This is a genomic window from Glaciimonas soli, assembly GCF_009497155.1.
Classification (GTDB): Bacteria; Pseudomonadota; Gammaproteobacteria; order Burkholderiales; family Burkholderiaceae_D; genus Glaciimonas; species Glaciimonas soli.
Genome location: NZ_WINI01000001.1, coordinates 510,005 through 528,257, shown reverse-complemented (window position 1 = coordinate 528,257; position 18,253 = coordinate 510,005). Strand labels below are relative to the sequence as shown.

The window sequence follows — 18,253 nt, the reverse complement described above, 5'->3', positions numbered from 1 at the left end:
TAGTCAGCGTGTGGGGCGCACATATCCACCCATCATGACGATCCCGCCGCGTGCCTCGGCCAGCAGATTGGTATCTCCATTTTGTTGGCTGGCGGCGACGGTATATTCACCTATGTCGTTCAGATAATTGGCACCAATATCTTCGCCAGCATTGGTTTCCAGCGTTTTGCGCAAGCGATAACCCCAGCCGCCTTCTTGCGGCGCAGTTTGCTGAAATTGCGCATCATACGAATTATTATTTTTTTGAAGATTAGCCGATAACGAGAGCAATCGCTGATTATCCAGTGGGAGTATCCAGGTGATGTTGGTGGAAAGGGTATTGCCATCTCCCATGGATTTGAATACGCCTAAACTGACTGTTCCCGCTTGCCGTAAATTGAAATTGATCCCTGCGTTAATCGCGCGAAAATTGGTGGGGGCGTTGGTGTTGATCAAGGGAGTATCGAGGTAACTTGCTTGTGGCGCGCGTTGATCCAGATAGCCCAAAGAAATATTGGTGTTGGCATTTAATGTGACGCTAGCTTGTGCTTGTATTTGTCGTGATGGAACCGGCGTATTGGCATCCGTGCCTAATTGCCAAAAACGCGCGCTGGCGGTTTGTGCTCTGACGGTCAATGCGTATAGACTGTTTTGGCGATCAAATTGCAGATACTGCAAAGTGCCGTTTCCCATGTTGGAATTACTCACCCCAACGCCACCGCTGATCACGCCAACATTATGGATGGTGACAGCGGCGCCTGTGCCAACTGATTGATGGCCGGCCATTATTTCGCCATGTGTTTCAGATGTCAGGTTATTGCTGACGCCATAGCGTACGGTAGCTGAGCTAAAAGCAGAACCGTAATAGCTATTTTGCAATCCAAAGTTATTCCGTAAAGCGCCAATTTCATAGGACACATTTTTGAGGCCCGCTTGTAATAATTGTGCGCTCGCGATGTAGCTTTGTGTGTAGATTTGCTGTCGTCCCAACACGTCATTGACGACCATCTGGACATTGCCTTGCCCTGTCGTCAGCGGCACATTATTGATGGTAAATGGCCCGGCATCGACCGCTTGCCGCATCCGCAGAATATTGTCGACGTAAATATCTACCGTCGATGGTACTGCCGCAGAACCGCTCATAGAAGGTAAAGGAATGGGCTGATATCCCGGTACCGTTGCAAAATTGGTTTTCCATTGCAATCCACCAAAATACACTTGCCGAGAAAAATTACTCGCGCCAGAAATACTGTCTCCCACCACCAGTGTCGCCATTTGCGATGGAAAATCACGAGTGTATTGAGTGTCTAAACGGAAAGCGGAATTTGCGTTAGTGTTCGGGTATGTATTTGCGACATCGCTGCCACTATGCTCAATGGCGACAAAGCGACTGGTAAAAGTACCATGGCCATCGAATACACCGGCTTCAGCCAATCCAGAAACGGCATTGACATCAGCATTTCGGCTGTAATTAATATCATAATTTACGAAAGCGCCGACAGCGCTGGGATGCAATGGCGCTTGACTATTATCACTGTTGAGATGATATTCCGATTCGATAAATGCGCTCGCCGGTACCTGAATGTCGAGTGTTTGCGTCAGCGAATCGATGTGTGTTTCCATGCCTGTGATAGCGCTGACTGGATAGTAATTTTCATCGTGAAAACGGTATGCCGGGATAGTGGGCAGCCGTATCCTTGCATCAGAAAGCAATTGCGCTGGCAGCATGATGTCGCTATTACTTTTGATTTGCAAAATCAATGCCCCATCACTCAATGTTCTGCCATTGAGCGTTACTGCTAAATTGTTTAGCTGATAGTCTTTATTGTTGGATGTAGACTGCGCTACATCATCTACTGCCATCGCATGCAAAGAGTGACAAATAAAGAAGCTGGCTAATGCGCACTTAACAACATACCTATTCAGTTTCAAGGGTGAGATTTTCTTCAACATTGCCCTTATCGGTTTGAACCAGCAGATGCACTTTGTCTGTCCGGATTTTTTGATTGACGATGAGCCATCGTTTGTCCTGACCCGGAAGTACATAAGTTGGCGTGTTGAAAATGATGTCGCTACCCTCGCTATTTTTGTCACTGTTCTTATCGTTGATAGCAGTGACTGTTAAATGTGTAATTTTTGTATGGATATTGCCGCTATTTAACAGGCTTAATATCAATCCATTATTACCTTTCAATAGCTGCCATTTGAGCTTCTCTTCTTGCTTTTCCGGCGCAATGAAAACCGGAATGCTGACATGAAGTAGCGTTTTCAAACCGGACTCATTTTGACCACTCGGCACTTCTTCCACTAGCAAACGATAGGTGTTTTCATGACTACTATCAATTTGGTTACGCACACCAAAACGGACGTATTGTGTTTGTCCGGGCGCGATAGTAAAAATGGGCGGATTTAATAGCAGTGGATTTGACTCTTGCAATACTTCTTCATGGCCGTCAGCATGCCAATCGACAGAGATCACTTGCAAACGAACTGGCGCATCATCCGTATTCGTTATCCGAAGTACCGATGAAGGACGTTGCGGTGTCAGGGTAAAACCGATTGGATTGACATTAAATGAAGCCGCACTGCTATTTTCTGTGAGCCCAATTAATCCAAAAAATAGGCTAAAAGAGAGTAATGATGTAAATACGAAAGAGCTAGTTTTGATGTGTGTAGGCATAACTTGAAATTTGCTCTTTGTGAAGAGTAAGACTTACACAAACAATTTTTTTCCCGTTTACCCGTCAGCATGATCAGAGCAAACGGCACGGTATTTTGTGTAAGTTCTTATTAATATTAATAAGTCACTGTGGCAATCACGGTATCCGTATAAGTACCAGCAGCGCCATTTTGACCAGCTGGAAGTTGCGCGTAAATGACTAACGGTACAGCAGAGCCTGTACCCGTACCACTGACACCTGTTGCCGGAGTATTGCCCCAAGTTGTGGTGTAAGTAGCATTGGAGAAGAGCCCATAATTTAAAAATGTTGTGCCGTTCGTTACGCGCCGTAGTGGTGCTGCCGGAGTAGAGGTTGATGCCGGGTTTGTACCTTGGTCTAATGTAACAACAGTGGTATCACCAGCCGTGCAGGTGGTTGTGACGCTTGCAGTTGTGGATTGAGCAGTGCTGGCATTGGCAACAACAGGATCGTACGTAGTCGTAAAACCGGTTGCGGCAATGGTGCAATCATCGGCGATGGTAACGGTGTTGATCATGTTGCCTGTTGCTGTTGCGGCAAATACACTGCAGGAACCAGTAGCCAAAACAATTGAAGTAGCGGCGAGAATAATTTTTTTCATTTTCAACTCCTCATGAAGTCATTGAGTGCGAACGAGTTTTTTGAAGTAATGCGAACAGCGATCAGACTTGTGTATAACGAGGGTGCTTGCACCATCTGAAAAATCAGAGCAAGCGACACGGCATTTTGTGTAAGTTCTTATGAATATTAATAAGTCACTGTGGCAATCACGGTATCGGTATAAGTGCCAGCAGCGCCTGCCTGACCAGCGGGAAGTTGTGCGTAAATGGGTAACGCTACAGGAAGCCCGGTACCCGTACCGGAAACACCGGTGCTACCCCAAGTCACGGTGTGGCCAGTATCGGAGTAGAGCCCGTAATTTAAATATGTTGTGCCGTTTTTCACGCGTCGTAGTGGTGCTGCCGCAGTTGAGCCTGATGCCGCATTTGCACCTTGGTCTAAAGTAACAGTCGTGGCATCACCAAGCGTGCAGGTGGTTGTAACGGTGGCAGTAGCGTTTTGAACAGTGCTGGCATTGGCAACAATAGGATCGTACGTAGTAGTAAAACCGGTTGCGGCTATGGTGCAATTGTTGGAGATGGTAACGGTGTTGGTCATGGTGCTTGTTGCTGTTGCTGCATTTGCTGAAGCAGAACCTGTCATCAAAACTACTGCAGTTGTGATAAGAATAACTTTTTTCATTTCCAACCCCTGGTTTGATTTTTATTTGAATTTTTTGACCACAAAATTCAGCGTTACTTTTCACCATCATTCACATTGTCAGCAACGCTGAATATGTAAATGATTGTTTGTATTATTGATATCGCGAGAAGTTTCCGTCAAGCATATATGTGTTTTTTATCGTTTGTTAACATTCTTGACTATTGCAATTCCGACGTGTCACAAATTATCATTTGTTAATTGTCTAAGTGGTACATTTCCAATATGTGAAAAAAGTTGCTGAACATTGGTGTAAAAATAACTATATGTGAAAAAGTTGCCGAAAATTGTTGTAAAAACAACCATAATTATAGAGAATAGAGTATTCTCACAAAATTGAGCTCCCCCTTGTATGGATTGAGGATGCTATGCCATCACTGTTAAAAATCAAGCGCAGCGCCATGAGATTGTTGGGGCTGCTTTTTTTTGTCTGCACCATCGGATTAAGTTGGCTGCAACTCCCTCATGCACTGGCTTACGCGGCTTCGGGCTCGCAGACCAATGCCAACACCATCGCCAGTTTTTCTCCTCAAGGGGAAGTTACGCAAGTACGGCAAATTCGCGTGAAATTTTCTGGCGCTGCGGTTAAATTTGGTGATCCCAATGCCGCCACTCCTTTTAACATTAGCTGTAGCGAAGCAGGCAGTGGTCGTTGGGCCGATGAGCAGAACTGGGTCTATGATTTTGTGCGTGATGTGCCGCCTGGTACGCGTTGCGAATTTACGTTGAAACCGGGTTTCAAACTACTGGCTGGTAGAGCCATCACCGGAAAATCGGTTTTCCAGTTCAATACTGGTGGTCCCGCGATCATCCGTGTCTATCCATCTGAAGGCAGTGACGACATTGACGAAGAGCAAGTCTTTATCCTGGAACAAAACGGCACGGCGACCAACGACAGCGTGTTAAAACATGTGTATTGCGAAGCGGAGGGTGTGCACGAGCGTATTCCCGTCAAATGGATAGCCGGTGCCGATCGCAAAGCATTATTGGAGCATTTCACCGAAAAGGCTAATCCAGAACGCATCAGCACTGTGCAATGTCAGCAACGATTACCTAACGGTAGTGCAGTACGCTTAACGTGGGATAAAGGCATCAGCACGCCATCGGGCATTGTCACCAGTCAGGCGCAGATTTTTAAATTCAAAGTACGCCCGACTTTTACCGCCAGCATCACTTGCGAGCGCGAAAATGCCAACGCAGCATGCGCGCCAATACAACCGCTACGCATACTGTTGACTTCTCCCATATCGCGCAAGGTAGCTGAAGGCGTTACTTTGCACGGCACAGCTGCTGGTACAGCACATCCATTTTTTGAAAAAAATGATCAGTCGGAAAGTATCATTCAACTGACATACAAACCGCCATTTGCAGAAAAATCCAATCTGACTATTGAGCTGCCGGGTGACTTTAAGGATGAAAGCGGTCGTGCTTTGTCCAACGTCACGGCATTTCCGATGAAAGTGCCGATGGCGGCATATCCGCCTTTGGTTAAATTCCCTGCCGCGCCGTTTGGCATCATAGAACTTAATGGCGACGCCACTTTACCCGTGACTTTGCGCAGCGTTGAAAACAATTTGATAGCGCGTGGTGCTGACGGCAAAATGGTGCCCGGCAAGGTGAATAGTTTGAACGTCGTTACCGACCAGAATATCATCGCCTGGATGGCCAAATTAAATCGTTATCACGAGAGCGCGATTACAGTAAACAAAAAATCCGTAGAAACGCGCAGTCTCAGTTTATTGGCATCTCAACCCGGCGTAAAAACGCTGACATTGCCAGCTTCGCCAGAGGCCAAGGACGGTGTGCGCCCGTTTGAAGTCATCGGTATCCCACTCAAAGCGCCAGGTTTTTACGTGGTTGAGTTGGAGTCTCCCAAGCTTGGTGCCGCTTTGCTGGGCAAAGTTGCGCCCATGTATGTTCGTACCAGCGCGTTGGTGACGAACTTATCGGTGCACGTTAAGGTGGGGCGTACCAATGGTGCGGTGTGGGTCACGCGCTTGGACAATGCCCAGCCGGTCAGTGACGCCGATGTGCGGATTTCAGATTGCCGCGGCACCGAACTATGGCACGGCAAGACGGACAAAACCGGCATCGCGATGGTGCCGGAATTTCCTGATAATCCGTGCAATGACGTTACGCGAAAAGATCAGCAGGAAGGGGAAATACAGGGTTTCTTTGTCAGCGCTCGCAAAACCGATGAGCAAGGTCTTGCCGACATGGCTTTTGCGTTGACATCATGGAATAACGGGATTGAGTCATGGCGCTTTAATTTGCCACAAGATAGCGACAGGACAGCGACGGTACGTGCACACACGGTTTTCGATCGGACTTTATTCCGTGCTGGCGAAACTGCGTCCATGAAACATGTGATTCGGACTGAAACCATGCAAGGTTTTGGTCTATTGGCGCAAAACCAATTACCCACTCGCGTACGTATTACGCATCAAGGCAGTGGACAGGAATATCAGTTCCCACTGACATGGCGTGATCGCAATAGCGCCGAAACTGTTTTTGCTATTCCGAAAGAAGCCAAACTGGGACGTTATGAGGTGGTACTCGATAGCGGTAAAGTTAGCAGCACAGCGAGTAGTGCAAACGACCAAAATGATGATGAACAGGATCAGCAAGAACAACAGCGTAGTTATAGTACTGGCAGTTTCAGAGTTGAGGAATTCCGTCTGCCGTTGTTACAAGGGCATATCACGCCACCAAAAATATTGATCGCACCAAAAGAAGTGCCTTTGAATGTGGGATTAAATTATTTGAATGGCGGCGGGGCTTCTGGATTGCCTGTTCATATTACAAGTTTATTGCGGGCGAAAGCCATCAGCTTTCCGGCTTATAGTGATTTTTCCTTCATGGCAATTGCCGATGAAGCCGCGACTGACAATGATAACGGCGCTGCAACGGATGAAGAAGGTAACAATGACGATCAAAAAATCGTCGCCGATAAATTATTGGTTAAATTAGATAAAAACGGTGTTGGACAAACCGTCATCAAAGACATGCCGACTGTTACCGCGGCTAAAGAATTGGTGACAGAGATGACTTACGCCGACCCTAATGGCGAAATTCAAACAGTTTCTAATGTGGCGCCAGTATGGTCGTCAGCGGTGGTGATCGGCGTGAAAACCAGTGATTGGATATCGGTCAAGAAAAAGCTGACGATCTCCGCAGTAGCATTGAACCCGGCGGGGCAGGCGCAAGCAGGTGTACCGATAGAAATTAGTGGCGTAATGAAGCAAACCAATTCGTATCGCAAGCGGATGGTGGGTGGTTTTTATGCTTACGAAAATACCAAAACGTCGACTAGTTTAGGCAAACTTTGTTCAGGGAAAACTGATGCCCGGGGTTTGCTGATTTGTACGATTGAATTGGCAGAATCAGGCAATGTCGAATTAACCGCAAAAGGTTTGGATAACAGCGGAAAAACCTCTGCTGCGACGACTTCTGTATGGGTTACTAAACAAGGCGAGATGTGGTTTGACGGTCAAAATCTGGATCGTATTGATATTTTGCCTGAGAAAAAATTCTATCAGGCTGGTGATACTGCCAAATTTCAGGTGCGTATGCCATTTCGTTTTGCTACGGCCTTGGTCGCGATTGAGCGAGAAGGTGTGATGGAAACACAGGTGATTCAACTTAATGGGAAAGATCCATCCTTTAGCTTACCGATAAAATCAAGTTACGGCCCTAATGTATACGTTTCGGTGTTGGCAGTGCGGGGACGGTTACGCGATGTACCCTGGTATTCGTTTTTTACCTGGGGTTGGAAAGAGCCGCTGAATTGGTTCGCAGAGTTTAAAGAATATCAATTGCCGACAGCAACTGTAGATTTGGCCAAGCCAGCTTACAAATTTGGTATTGCCGAAATCATGGTCGATACCAAGGCGCATCAGATTAACGTCAGCGTAAAGGCAGATAAACCAAGTTACGCAATACGTACCACCGCAAAAATTACGATACATGCAACGCTGCCGAACGGGCAGCCTGCAGCCGGCGCAGAAATTGCGCTGGCCGCGGTGGATGAAGCCTTACTGGAGTTAGAGCCGAATCGCAGCTGGAATTTGTTGGAAGCGATGTTGCAACGACGCAGTTATGGCGTCGAAACCGCGACTGCACAAATGCAAGTGGTAGGACGACGGCATTATGGTCGCAAAGCGATTCCGGCCGGCGGAGGCGGCGGGAAGGCGCCAACCCGCGAGTTGCTCGATACGCTGTTGTTGTGGAAGCCGGTCATCATCTTGGATAAAGACGGGCGGGCAGAAGTTGATGTGCCGTTAAACGATGCGCTAACCAGCTTCAAAATTGTCGCTGTCGCAGAAAGTGGCGCCAATTTGTTCGGTACTGGTGCGATCAGCATTCACTCAACGCAAGATTTGCAATTGATTTCTGGCCTGCCGCCGTTAGTGCGTGAAGGTGATGTTTTCAATGCGATGGTCACTGTACGCAATACAACGACACGACCTATGCAAGTTCACGCCACGGCACAAGCGCAAGGACTATCTGATTTGGCACCAAAGGATATTCAGATACCGGCTGGTGAAGCGCGAGAATTGATATGGGATGTGGCCGCGCCAGAAAGTGCTCAGCCCCTGATATGGGAAATCAATGCGCAAGAACAGGGCGGCGAAAAGGTTAAGGATGCGATCAAATTTACCCAACGTGTGATTCCGGCGATTCCGGTTACGGTACAGCAGGCCACCTTGTTTCAGTTGGATAAACCGTTTTCCATGAGTGTGGCACCACCAGCGAATAGTGTGCCGGGGCAGGGTGGTATCGCAGTTTCTTTGATGCCGTCATTGGCTGGAAATCAGGCCGGAATCGAGCGCTTTTTCAAAGACTATCCTTATTCATGTTTGGAACAAAGGGCCTCTCGTGCGATCGGTTTGCATGATGAAACACAGTGGCAAAAAGTCTTGGCCGATTTGCCTACTTATCTTGATAGTGATGGTCTGGCGTATTACTACCCGCCAAATGAAAGCATGGCGAGGCGGGGTAGTGATGTGTTGACTTCCTATTTGTTGGCAGTCACGGATGAATCCGGTTATGCGATACCTCAACAAAGCCGCAACAAAATGTTGAACGGTCTGGAAGCTTTTGTGGAAGGCAAAATCACACGTGACTTTTGGGCGCCGAAAAAAGATTTGGATGTGCGTAAACTGGCGGCGTTAGAAGCCTTGTCACGCTATGACCGTGTACGTCCTGATATGTTGGGCTCGATTCAAATTACCCCCAATCTCTGGCCGACTTCAGCGGTGTTGGATTGGATGGCCATTTTACAGCGGGTATCGCGAATCCCGAATCGCGAACAACGTTTGTCCGAAGCCGATCAAATCATCCGTGCACGCTTGAACTATCAAGGTACACGTATGGGCTTTTCAACTGAAAAAGACGATTACTGGTGGTGGTTAATGAGCAGCGGTGACGCCAATGCGACACGTTTGATCTTGGTCATGTTGAATATGCCAGACTGGCAAGCCGATATGCCGAAACTGATCAATGGCGCGATCGCCCGTCAATCGCACGGTAGCTGGAGCACCACTACAGCGAATTTGTGGGGATCGTTCGCCTTACAAAGATTCGCGAAAAAATTTGAAAATGAAAAAGTCTCCGGCACTACAAAAATTACCTTCGACCATAAGGGCGAGTTGAGCCTGGGGAAAAATTATCAATGGCCAGCTGGTGCAAATGCAGAGGTCAGTACGGCAGTTGAAACGGCGACGAATGCCAACACTGTGGCAAGCACGAACTCTGCCTCCATGCAATTTCCTTGGCCGAAATCGGATCTGCCCACGGGCGAGATCACATTCCAGCATGACGGCAAAGGCGCGCCGTGGGTCAGCATGCAAAGCTTGGCGGCCGTCCCACTGAAAAAGCCATTTTCCAGCGGTTATCGCATCGTCAAGACTTTGGTGCCAGTCGAACAGAAAGTAGCTGGTGCATACAGTCGTGGCGATATTTTCCGGGTCAATATTGACGTTGATGCGCAAACCGATATGACATGGGTGGTGGTCACGGATCCTATACCCGGTGGCGCAACGGTACTGGGCTCCGGCTTAGGCCGCGACTCGGCAATTTCCACCACGGGCGAACGCGCTAAGGGTGACGCATGGCTGGCATACGAAGAGCGTAGTTTCGAGGCGTTTCGTAGTTATTACGAGTATGTTCCAAAAGGAAAATTCACCATGACGTATACCGTTCGTCTCAACAATGTGGGAACGTTCAATTTGCCGCCGACACGCGTGGAAGCAATGTATGCACCGGAAATGTTTGGCGAAATGCCAAACGCAAAATGGGTGGTGAAGTAGTAGTTTGGTTTCCTCTCCCGGAAGTGGGAGAGGACTACGGCAGTCGCAAAACGACCGTAGTCATTTATCCCAAGAATGGTGGCACAGTTGGTATTGCATAAATTTATTGGAAAGCCTGCGCTTGGCGTTCACCCCAACCCTCTTCTGTTGACGGAAGAGGCAATACGCCGTTTGTGTATTAAAAATGTGCTACTTGGGTTATTGTTATTTTTTAGTATCAACGCTGCGTTAGCCATTCAGACGTTTACCCAAGTCCAGCAGGAATATCGCTCATCGGAAGCAAGTTTGTATGATCGCAAAGGCGAGTTAATCCAGCAATTTCGCATCAATCCTAATGAGCGCCGTTTACCCTGGGTGAGTCTGGAAGATGTTTCTCCGGCATTACGCAATGCTTTAATCGCCTCGGAAGATCAGCGCTTTTATCAGCATAGTGGCGTGGATTGGAGCGCCGTAGCGGCGGCTGCCTGGGGTAATTTATGGAATAGCAAAACGCGCGGCGCATCGACGATTACGATGCAACTGGCTGGCTTGTTAGAGGATGATTTACGTCGTAAAACTGCGCCGCGTACAATCGGACAAAAAATTTCGCAAGTCGTGATCGCACAATTACTGGAAAAAAATTGGCGTAAAGATCAGATACTCGAAGCGTATTTGAATTTAGTGAGTTTTCGTGGTGAGTTGGTTGGTATACATGCATTGTCTCGAGTGCTGTTTGATAAGCATCCCAGTGGTTTAAACCAACGTGAGGCGGCGATCGCCGTGGCGCTGATACGTGCACCAAATGCTAGTCCTGCCAAGGTGGCGGAGCGCGCTTGCCGTATTCTCAAGGATCAGCAAACGCCGCAGGAATGTGTCGGTTTGTCAGGTTTTACGCTGCTGGCATTGGCGCGTAGCGGATCAAATTCGGAAGTCATCATTACGACTAGCGCACCGCAGTTAGCACCGCATTTGGCAAGAAAATTATTAAAAACCCCGGGGCAAGCAGTGCGTTCAACTGTGGATGCTGGCGTGCAGCGTTTTGCAAATGATGCATTGCGCCGACAATTGGCCGCGCTGACTGAACGCAATATAGAAGATGGTGCAGTGATTGTGTTGGACAATGCCAGTGGCGATGTGCTGGCTTGGGTGGGTTCCAGTGGCTCATTTTCCAGTGCTGCGGATGTTGATGGAGTGATGGCATTAAGGCAGGCAGGCTCGACTTTAAAACCATTCTTATATGAATTGGCGATAGAAAAAAAATGGATGACTGCAGCCTCTCTGTTAAATGATGCGCCCATCAATTTACCTACGGCGAGCGGTTTATATATTCCGCAAAATTACGATAACCAATTTAAAGGTTTGGTCAGCCTGCGTACTGCGCTCGGGTCATCGTTGAATATTCCCGCCGTACGCACTTTGGTGACGGTGACGCCAACGGCTTTATTTCAGCGGATGCAGGCAATAGGTTTTGGCTTGCGCGAGTCAGGTGACTATTACGGTTATAGCCTGGCATTGGGCAGTGCGGATGTCAGTTTGCTGGCGTTAGCTAATGCTTATCGTACTTTGGCTAATCAGGGAAAATATAGCGGTATCCGGACTACACTCAATGATCCTGCTGTGAAAATGCGGCAAGTCATGGATCCTGGTGCAGCATTTATCGTCGCTGATATTCTGGCTGATCGCAGCGCACGTGGTCGCACCTTCGGTTTAGATAATGTGTTGGGTACACGCTTCTGGACGGCGGTAAAAACCGGAACATCGAAAGACATGCGAGATAACTGGTGCGTCGGTTTTTCCGAACGTTACACAGTTGGCGTATGGGTTGGCAATGCATCAGGCTTGCCGATGTGGGATGTTTCTGGCGTGACTGGCGCAGCACCCGTGTGGCAAGACGTAATGACGTATCTTCAAGCACACACTCCCGGTGGTCCACATTCACCATTTTCAGCTTTACAGCCAAGTAACGTGGTCACCAAAACGATTAGCTATAAAGACCGTATCGAGCCAACTCGAACCGAATATTTTATTGCCGGCACCGAGCAAACAGTGATTTCCACTGCTGCATCGGACGACATAATTCCCGCTATTCGGTATCCGACCCCGGGTATGCTGATTGCACTCGATCCGGATATACCACCGGCACGTCAACGCGTACGTTTTACAGCCGATGGGGTGCAACATGCTATTTGGAGGCTGGACGGGAAATTGTTGACTTTAGCCACAACCGGGGTAAAGAAAAATACTGTAATGGACTGGATGCCATGGCCGGGTAAACATAGGCTGGAGCTATTGGATGCAAACGATAGCGTGATTGACCAAGTGCGCTTTGAAGTGCGTGGCGCAGTGGAAAAAACGTTAGTAAAAATGACAAATGACGCCGCGAAAAATGCCGCAAAGAAACCTTCATAAAAAAGGACTTCTTTACGACTCGTTATTTCACCAATGCTACTTTTGCTTCTCGATTACTGAACAAAGGTATTACTTTATCCGGTGACTTTACGCTACTGCGATATTCAGTAGGAGAGACTCCCATATGTTTTCGAAATAATTTAGCCACATGTTCACCGCTAAACAGGCCGCAGCGCCGGGCAATTTTATCGACGGGAAGTTCGGTTTCAATTAATTGCTGCCGCACTGCTTCCAGGCGTAAATTCAATAGAAAATCATGCGGCGTTTGCCCAGTTTTCGTTTTGAACTGACGTACAAAATTGCGCTCACTCATCGATACATAATTTGCTGCATCAACAACGCTGATAGGATCTGCCAAATGTTCGACGAACCACAGTGAGGCTTTGTGTATTTTGCAGTTTTTAACGGGATCACTAAGGCGAGTGGTATGTTCGAGGTGAGGATTGTCACGGCGTCGCTGACACACCACCAGACTTTGCGCTACTCGCTGCGCCACTGTAGGGCCGAGATCCAATTCCAGTAAACGTAATGCCAGATCGGCCGCCATGCCGACATCGCATGAAGTGAAAATATCACCATCCTCGGTGATCAGTGCTTCACGGTCGATTTGAATAAGTGGGAATTCACGCGCCAGCTTGTCCAGCAGTGCCCAATGCGTGGTGGCGCGACGGTTATTCAAAAAACCTGCTGCACCGATCACGAATACGCCAGTGCAGATTGCCGCGATACGGCGAACATTGCAGCGCATTTTTTGTAGCCACGAGAGCAGCTCCGGATCACGATAGGCATCGAAATTGCCCGTGCCACTGGCAATTAAGATGGTGTCGAATCGGGTGTCATTGAATGTGGCAAGTGCAGACGTCATGATCTGCACTGATGCCGACGACATGATCATGCCGCCGGTAATAGACATTACCGATACTTCATAGCGGGTGGTGCCAGGAAAGACAATAGATATTAATTTATCGCCAATACCAAAAACGTCTGCAGCACCAACTACGTCTGCCAGTACAACCCCTTCAAAAACAATAATGCCGATACGCTTGGTTGCACTGCTGTCATTTTTTACTTCAAGTGTCTTAACGCACTCGATATCCATGAGAGCCCCCTTGCTTTACTGCCAATTATTGTTATCTATTTTTATGCACCCCTAATTTCGACGAATACGCCATCTAATAATTGTTTTCTTGATGGTGCCACGCAGAAACAAATTTGCCTATGTATTTTTTGTAGGATCTGTTAAATATTGTTAAATGCGATTAAATTCGCACAGTAAAATATTGCGACGACAATGTTGAAAAGCAAATGTAGAGTGTAAAAAACATCTTCACACAGATGTGCTGTACAAATCGTAACTTCCTTTTCTGTTATCTAGCGCATCCTTCAACCGTGAATTTTCCAGCGTTAACTCTGCAACTATTTGTTTTAATTTTGCGTTTTCTTGTTGTAAACATTTCAAATCGTGTGGATAACCTGGCAAGCCACCATATTGTTTTTTCCAATTGAGAAAAGTGCGCTCTGTGACACCAATTTGTCTAATCACATCAGCTAATGGCATTCCTAGTTCCTCTTGTTTTAGTGCTGCGGCAATTTGCTCGCTGGAGAATAGCGTGCGCTTCATATTCGCCTCTCGCGTATGGGTTAGCGGACTTTATTTAGATGCAGACTGATCAGGTAAAGCCTCTAAACCAAGACGAGAACGTACGATAGGGTCCTTGTACTGCGCATCTGTGTTTTGGCCAACTTCTGCTGACGGTGTTGGGGCTGCACCAACTCCAGTTCCAACCATGGCTGGTTTCTCCATGCCAGGGCAAAATTTTCCAGTAGATTCAACTGCTTTTCTATTCGCTTCACTTTGGCACAATAGAGCAAGAGCGACATCATTCATTCCCATAGAACGAAATTCTCTGGCGTCAAGTCGACGTACGCAGGCTTGATCGACCATGGTACTGCCGCCGGTTGCACCAAAACCGGTAAAGGACAAACCAAACGATACCGATCCCATGCAAGTGTCGGACAGGGTGGTTGTCAATGTCGGAGCGACGATACTTGGCGCTGATTTGACGGTATAGGTACCACCATAGTCAACTGTGGCTTTGGTATTGTTGGGGCTGCTGCCTGGATCACCAGCCGCTGCCGTTCCATTTACACCAGTTCCACTTGTACCAGTGCCAGAAGTACCGCTATTAGTACTAGCACCAACACCAGAAGTACTTGGCAAATTAACTGTTACTGTTGTGGTTGCGCTTCCACCTGTGGCCAAACCGCCGTTACCGCCAGCACCGCCCATCCCGCCGCTGGTGGCAGTCGATGTCCCGCCCGTTGCAGTACCGCCAGCTGCTGATCCCCCTTGGCCGCCACCGCCACCAACCGCAGTTGCGGTTGCGGTGTCAGAAGGAGACGTTTGCGCAATTGCTAGAGTTGGTAGTGCGAAGGCTGAGGTAACTAGCATACCGATAAGTAGGCGTTTCATGTCTTCTCCATCCAGATGATTGATCTGATAATTGAGAGGGGGAAAGTATCTCCCCTCTCATATTTCACCAATGAGGCTATGGTTTATTTTTGTGATTAGTGTGATACGGCAATCGCACCTGAGTCACCGCCATTACCACCATTACCACCGGTTGCCGAACCAGAGCTACCGCCGCCAGCTATGGCAACGCTACCTGCTGAGCCGCCAGTGCTAGTGTTGCCACCGCTATTGGCGCCCGCATTGCCCGTACCGGAACTTGCTGTACCACCGCCGGCGAATGCATTACCGTTGCCTGCCACCAAACTACCGGCACCAGCAAGACCACCAGAGTGGTGACTCCCACCGGCCCCAGCTGCTGTCACGACTGTAGTAGCACCACCAGTTGCTTTGCCACCACCTGCGCCAGTGACGTTACCGCCAGAGTTTGCAGTGCCGCCGGTACTGATAATTCCAGAGTCACCGCCTGTAGCAGTCCCACTTTTTGCGCTGCCGCCAGTGGCATTGCCGGATGTGCCAGCAGCACCAGCACCGCCAGCACCACCAACAGATACTGCAACTGCAGTTTTATTGGCTGGAGCTGGATTCCAATTATGTGCGAATGCTGACACCGCAAACAGTGAAACAATCGATGCGGCAATTATTTGCTTTTTCATTTGTGTTTCTCCTAAGGGGTGGGGCTGATTACAAAATATCTCGCCTATATGCCCCAAACAATAGACAAGTGTTACCTACGGTAACGGCCATACCGACGTGCGTTATGCACCTCACCAAATCAGAACGAAAATGTTTTATGCAACTTTGCAAGACCTGATTGGATGATGAGTCCGGGGAAGGAATCAGCGTCTAGTTCATTGCGTAAAACATTTGCGTTGATCTGATAATAGGATGCCTAGCTGCAATGTTTGCGACAAAACCTTGTCGGTATCGGACAGCTACGTTGGCGTGTATGGATAGGGTAAAAAAGAACAAAAATACTAAGAAGGCAATGCATTTTTGATTTTTTTGAAATTACAACGAATATTTTGTGATTTTTTACCACACCTGCAACTAGCGCCTGTAAAAATTAACATTTTTAAACAATGAGGCGTAGCTTGACGTAGCAGTGAATTGCGCCAAATTAGGAGGGAATTTCTATTTGCGATTAGAAATCGTATAAACTTATTTTGAAATCAGCTGTTTTCGTATAGCACAATTACTGGTAACCTAAATTTATGTTGAGCAATATGTGGGATTAATTGTGAACAAACTTTTAAGTTTTCCGGAACCATCGCCTGTGTCGGTAGCATCAAATACTAAACCTATGCTTTTTCATGATCCGCGTTCGTCTGCGTTACTTAAGCAGGTGGAGCGTATCGCGCGTAGTGATGCGACAGTATTAGTTACCGGTGATACCGGCACTGGTAAAGAACTGATTGCCAGGCATATCCATGAAAAAAGTGCTCGGCCGGGTCCTTTTATTGCGGTTAATTGTGGCGCTTTCTGTGAAACGTTGGTTGATGCCGAATTATTCGGTCATGAGACCGGCGCGTTTACGGGGGCAACGCATGCACGTTCAGGATGGTTTGAGGCAGCCAATGGCGGCACGTTATTTTTAGATGAAATTGGCGAATTATCACTAGGGCTGCAAGTCAAGTTGCTGCGCGTCCTGCAGGAACGCCAAGTGGTGCGTCTGGGATCTCGTCGCTCGATTCCTTTAGACGTCCGTTTGGTGGCTGCCACCAACGTCGATCTGCAACAAGCGATCTTGCACAATCGATTCCGCTCTGATCTGTTTTACCGTTTGAGCGTAGCCACGGTTGATTTACCGCCACTATGTGAACGCACTGGCGATATTTTGCCCTTGGCACGTCATTTTATTGACGTGTATAGCGAACGCCTGCAGATGCAAAATGTGACCTTAAGCGTCGTTGTGCAACAAATGTTGGAAGCTTACGATTGGCCAGGGAACATCCGTGAATTGGAAAATGTGATCCACTACGCGTTGATAGTTTGCGATGGCAATGTGATCGTCAAAGATGACCTGAAGCTGGCGGGCACTGCGCAGACTTCGGGCGCGACGGCATCTATTGCGCCGCTGGAGTTTGATCCTCCCGGACAACTATCAGATCGTTTGGGATTGCCGATTGGATTGCCTGTTGCACCGCAGTTGCGCCTGGAAACTTTAATTTCCGAGTGCATCAAAAACGCGCAACCTAATTTGTTTGAAACGGTTGAGAAGGCAGTCATACACACGGCTTTTAGCGGTTGTAATCAAAATCAGGTGCAAACGGCTAAAGTATTGGGTGTGAGCCGCAATATGCTGCGAACGCATTTAAAGCGATTTGGCTTAATCGGCTAAATGCTTGGCAAAAAGAGACAAATTGGCTCTTAGCATACGAGAATAAACGGGAATAATTCGAACGAATTATTCCCGTTTTTGCTTTGGCACTAGTTACTGCACAGTTTAAGTGGCATCGACAGACAACAATAACTTGGGTGAATTATCAATATTTATCATGCAAAATTTTGCATAAGGTGGCTGGGGTGGGCAAATCGTGTTGCATGATCAGAACGATTTAAAATTTGGTTAGCTTGTCCAAAACTACCATTCGGTATTTTTTAGCAGGTTCCTATTTTTCAGGAGAGAATTGTCAGAATTCCCGTTTTTATTTATCGCACTATCATGTCAAGTAACGTCATTGCGTAATCAAATGCCTGCTTAGTCGTCTGAATTATTCTAATGGCGTAATAGTTAAACTATTTCTCGCTTATCGACTTCAGCAAAAATTTCTTTGGCTGCAAACATGGCATTGAGTGCAGCAGGAAAACCCGCATACAGCGCCATCTGCAAAATTGTTTCGGTAATTTCCGTGCGTGACAGACCAACGTTGAGACCGGCATGCAAATGCACTTTTAATTGTGGTTGCGCTGTGCCCATTGCGGTCAATGCGGCAATGGTTGCCAATTCACGTTGCTGCAAACTCAAACCGGAGCGGCTGTAGATGTCGCCGAAACCAAACTCGATAATGTAGCGGCCAAGATCGGGCGAAATATCGGACAAACTCGTAATGACGTTTTCGCCAGCAATATCATCTACTTCTTTTAGGCGTTGAACACCTCTTTCGTAGCGGTTCTGTTCCATTTTCATCTTTCAATAAAATTGC

General features: G+C 47.7%; 12 protein-coding genes. 3 read left to right on the top strand and 9 right to left on the bottom strand.

Annotated elements, in window-relative coordinates; all coding sequences use genetic code 11:
• Positions 1–3: 3 nt before the first annotated feature.
• From GEV47_RS02495 to GEV47_RS02480, 4 genes are all read right to left on the bottom strand, one after another.
• Positions 4–1,911 (bottom strand): fimbria/pilus outer membrane usher protein, encoded by a 1,908-nt coding sequence (locus GEV47_RS02495; protein ID WP_194270555.1) that lies wholly within the window; start codon positions 1,909–1,911, stop codon positions 4–6.
• Positions 1,898–2,659 carry a fimbrial biogenesis chaperone gene (locus tag GEV47_RS02490; protein WP_153233117.1) on the bottom strand — a complete coding sequence of 254 codons (762 nt, stop codon included), beginning with the start codon at positions 2,657–2,659 and terminating at the stop codon, positions 1,898–1,900. The genes GEV47_RS02495 and GEV47_RS02490 overlap by 14 nt, the downstream gene beginning before the upstream one ends.
• Before the next feature lie 116 nt (positions 2,660–2,775).
• Positions 2,776–3,279, bottom strand: a complete 504-nt coding sequence (locus GEV47_RS02485; RefSeq protein WP_153233116.1) for a Csu type fimbrial protein — start codon at positions 3,277–3,279, stop codon at positions 2,776–2,778.
• Positions 3,280–3,425: 146 nt separating this feature from the next.
• Positions 3,426–3,920: a spore coat protein U domain-containing protein gene (locus GEV47_RS02480; protein WP_153233115.1), complete on the bottom strand. Its 495-nt coding sequence runs from the start codon at positions 3,918–3,920 to the stop codon at positions 3,426–3,428.
• A gap of 419 nt (positions 3,921–4,339) precedes the next feature.
• Here GEV47_RS02480 and GEV47_RS02475 point away from each other — a divergent pair, with 419 nt between their 5' ends.
• Both GEV47_RS02475 and pbpC read left to right on the top strand, forming a co-directional pair.
• A complete protein-coding gene (locus tag GEV47_RS02475; RefSeq protein WP_456071357.1) occupies positions 4,340–10,249 on the top strand; it encodes an alpha-2-macroglobulin family protein in 5,910 nt (1,969 codons plus the stop codon).
• Positions 10,250–10,465: 216 nt separating this feature from the next.
• Positions 10,466–12,637: a penicillin-binding protein 1C gene (gene pbpC / locus GEV47_RS02470; protein WP_407646200.1), complete on the top strand. Its 2,172-nt coding sequence runs from the start codon at positions 10,466–10,468 to the stop codon at positions 12,635–12,637.
• A 22-nt stretch (positions 12,638–12,659) separates the two neighbouring features.
• On the opposite strand, the gene GEV47_RS02465 is transcribed toward pbpC, so the two are convergent.
• The 4 genes from GEV47_RS02465 to GEV47_RS02450 all read right to left on the bottom strand — a co-directional run bounded on the left by GEV47_RS02465 (position 12,660) and on the right by GEV47_RS02450 (position 15,763).
• Positions 12,660–13,736: a GlxA family transcriptional regulator gene (locus GEV47_RS02465; protein WP_153233112.1), complete on the bottom strand. Its 1,077-nt coding sequence runs from the start codon at positions 13,734–13,736 to the stop codon at positions 12,660–12,662.
• A 228-nt stretch (positions 13,737–13,964) separates the two neighbouring features.
• A complete protein-coding gene (locus GEV47_RS02460) occupies positions 13,965–14,258 on the bottom strand; it encodes a transposase (protein WP_153233111.1) in 294 nt (97 codons plus the stop codon).
• 30 nt (positions 14,259–14,288) lie between these two features.
• Positions 14,289–15,110 (bottom strand): hypothetical protein, encoded by an 822-nt coding sequence (locus GEV47_RS02455; RefSeq protein WP_153233110.1) that lies wholly within the window; start codon positions 15,108–15,110, stop codon positions 14,289–14,291.
• Positions 15,111–15,205: 95 nt separating this feature from the next.
• Positions 15,206–15,763, bottom strand: coding sequence for a hypothetical protein (locus GEV47_RS02450; RefSeq protein WP_153233109.1), 558 nt, complete (start codon positions 15,761–15,763; stop codon positions 15,206–15,208).
• A 584-nt stretch (positions 15,764–16,347) separates the two neighbouring features.
• Here GEV47_RS02450 and GEV47_RS02445 point away from each other — a divergent pair.
• Positions 16,348–17,448 carry a sigma-54 interaction domain-containing protein gene (locus tag GEV47_RS02445; RefSeq protein ID WP_322741522.1) on the top strand — a complete coding sequence of 367 codons (1,101 nt, stop codon included), beginning with the start codon at positions 16,348–16,350 and terminating at the stop codon, positions 17,446–17,448.
• Between the two features lie 393 nt (positions 17,449–17,841).
• Here the strand turns inward: GEV47_RS02445 and GEV47_RS02440 are convergent, their stop codons facing one another.
• A complete protein-coding gene (locus tag GEV47_RS02440; protein WP_153233108.1) occupies positions 17,842–18,231 on the bottom strand; it encodes a carboxymuconolactone decarboxylase family protein in 390 nt (129 codons plus the stop codon).
• Positions 18,232–18,253 lie beyond the last annotated feature (22 nt).

Bases quoted from the DNA above. Each gene is read 5' to 3' on its own strand.
- GEV47_RS02450 (WP_153233109.1), bottom strand. From the start codon at position 15,763: ATGAAAAAGCAAATAATTGCCGCATCGATTGTTTCACTGTTTGCGGTG.
- GEV47_RS02465 (WP_153233112.1), bottom strand. From the start codon at position 13,736: ATGGATATCGAGTGCGTTAAGACACTTGAAGTAAAAAATGACAGCAGT.
- GEV47_RS02440 (WP_153233108.1), bottom strand. From the start codon at position 18,231: ATGGAACAGAACCGCTACGAAAGAGGTGTTCAACGCCTAAAAGAAGTA.
- GEV47_RS02455 (WP_153233110.1), bottom strand. From the start codon at position 15,110: ATGAAACGCCTACTTATCGGTATGCTAGTTACCTCAGCCTTCGCACTA.
- GEV47_RS02490 (WP_153233117.1), bottom strand. From the start codon at position 2,659: ATGCCTACACACATCAAAACTAGCTCTTTCGTATTTACATCATTACTC.
- GEV47_RS02480 (WP_153233115.1), bottom strand. From the start codon at position 3,920: ATGAAAAAAGTTATTCTTATCACAACTGCAGTAGTTTTGATGACAGGT.
- GEV47_RS02460 (WP_153233111.1), bottom strand. From the start codon at position 14,258: ATGAAGCGCACGCTATTCTCCAGCGAGCAAATTGCCGCAGCACTAAAA.
- GEV47_RS02475 (WP_456071357.1), top strand. From the start codon at position 4,340: ATGAGATTGTTGGGGCTGCTTTTTTTTGTCTGCACCATCGGATTAAGT.
- GEV47_RS02485 (WP_153233116.1), bottom strand. From the start codon at position 3,279: ATGAAAAAAATTATTCTCGCCGCTACTTCAATTGTTTTGGCTACTGGT.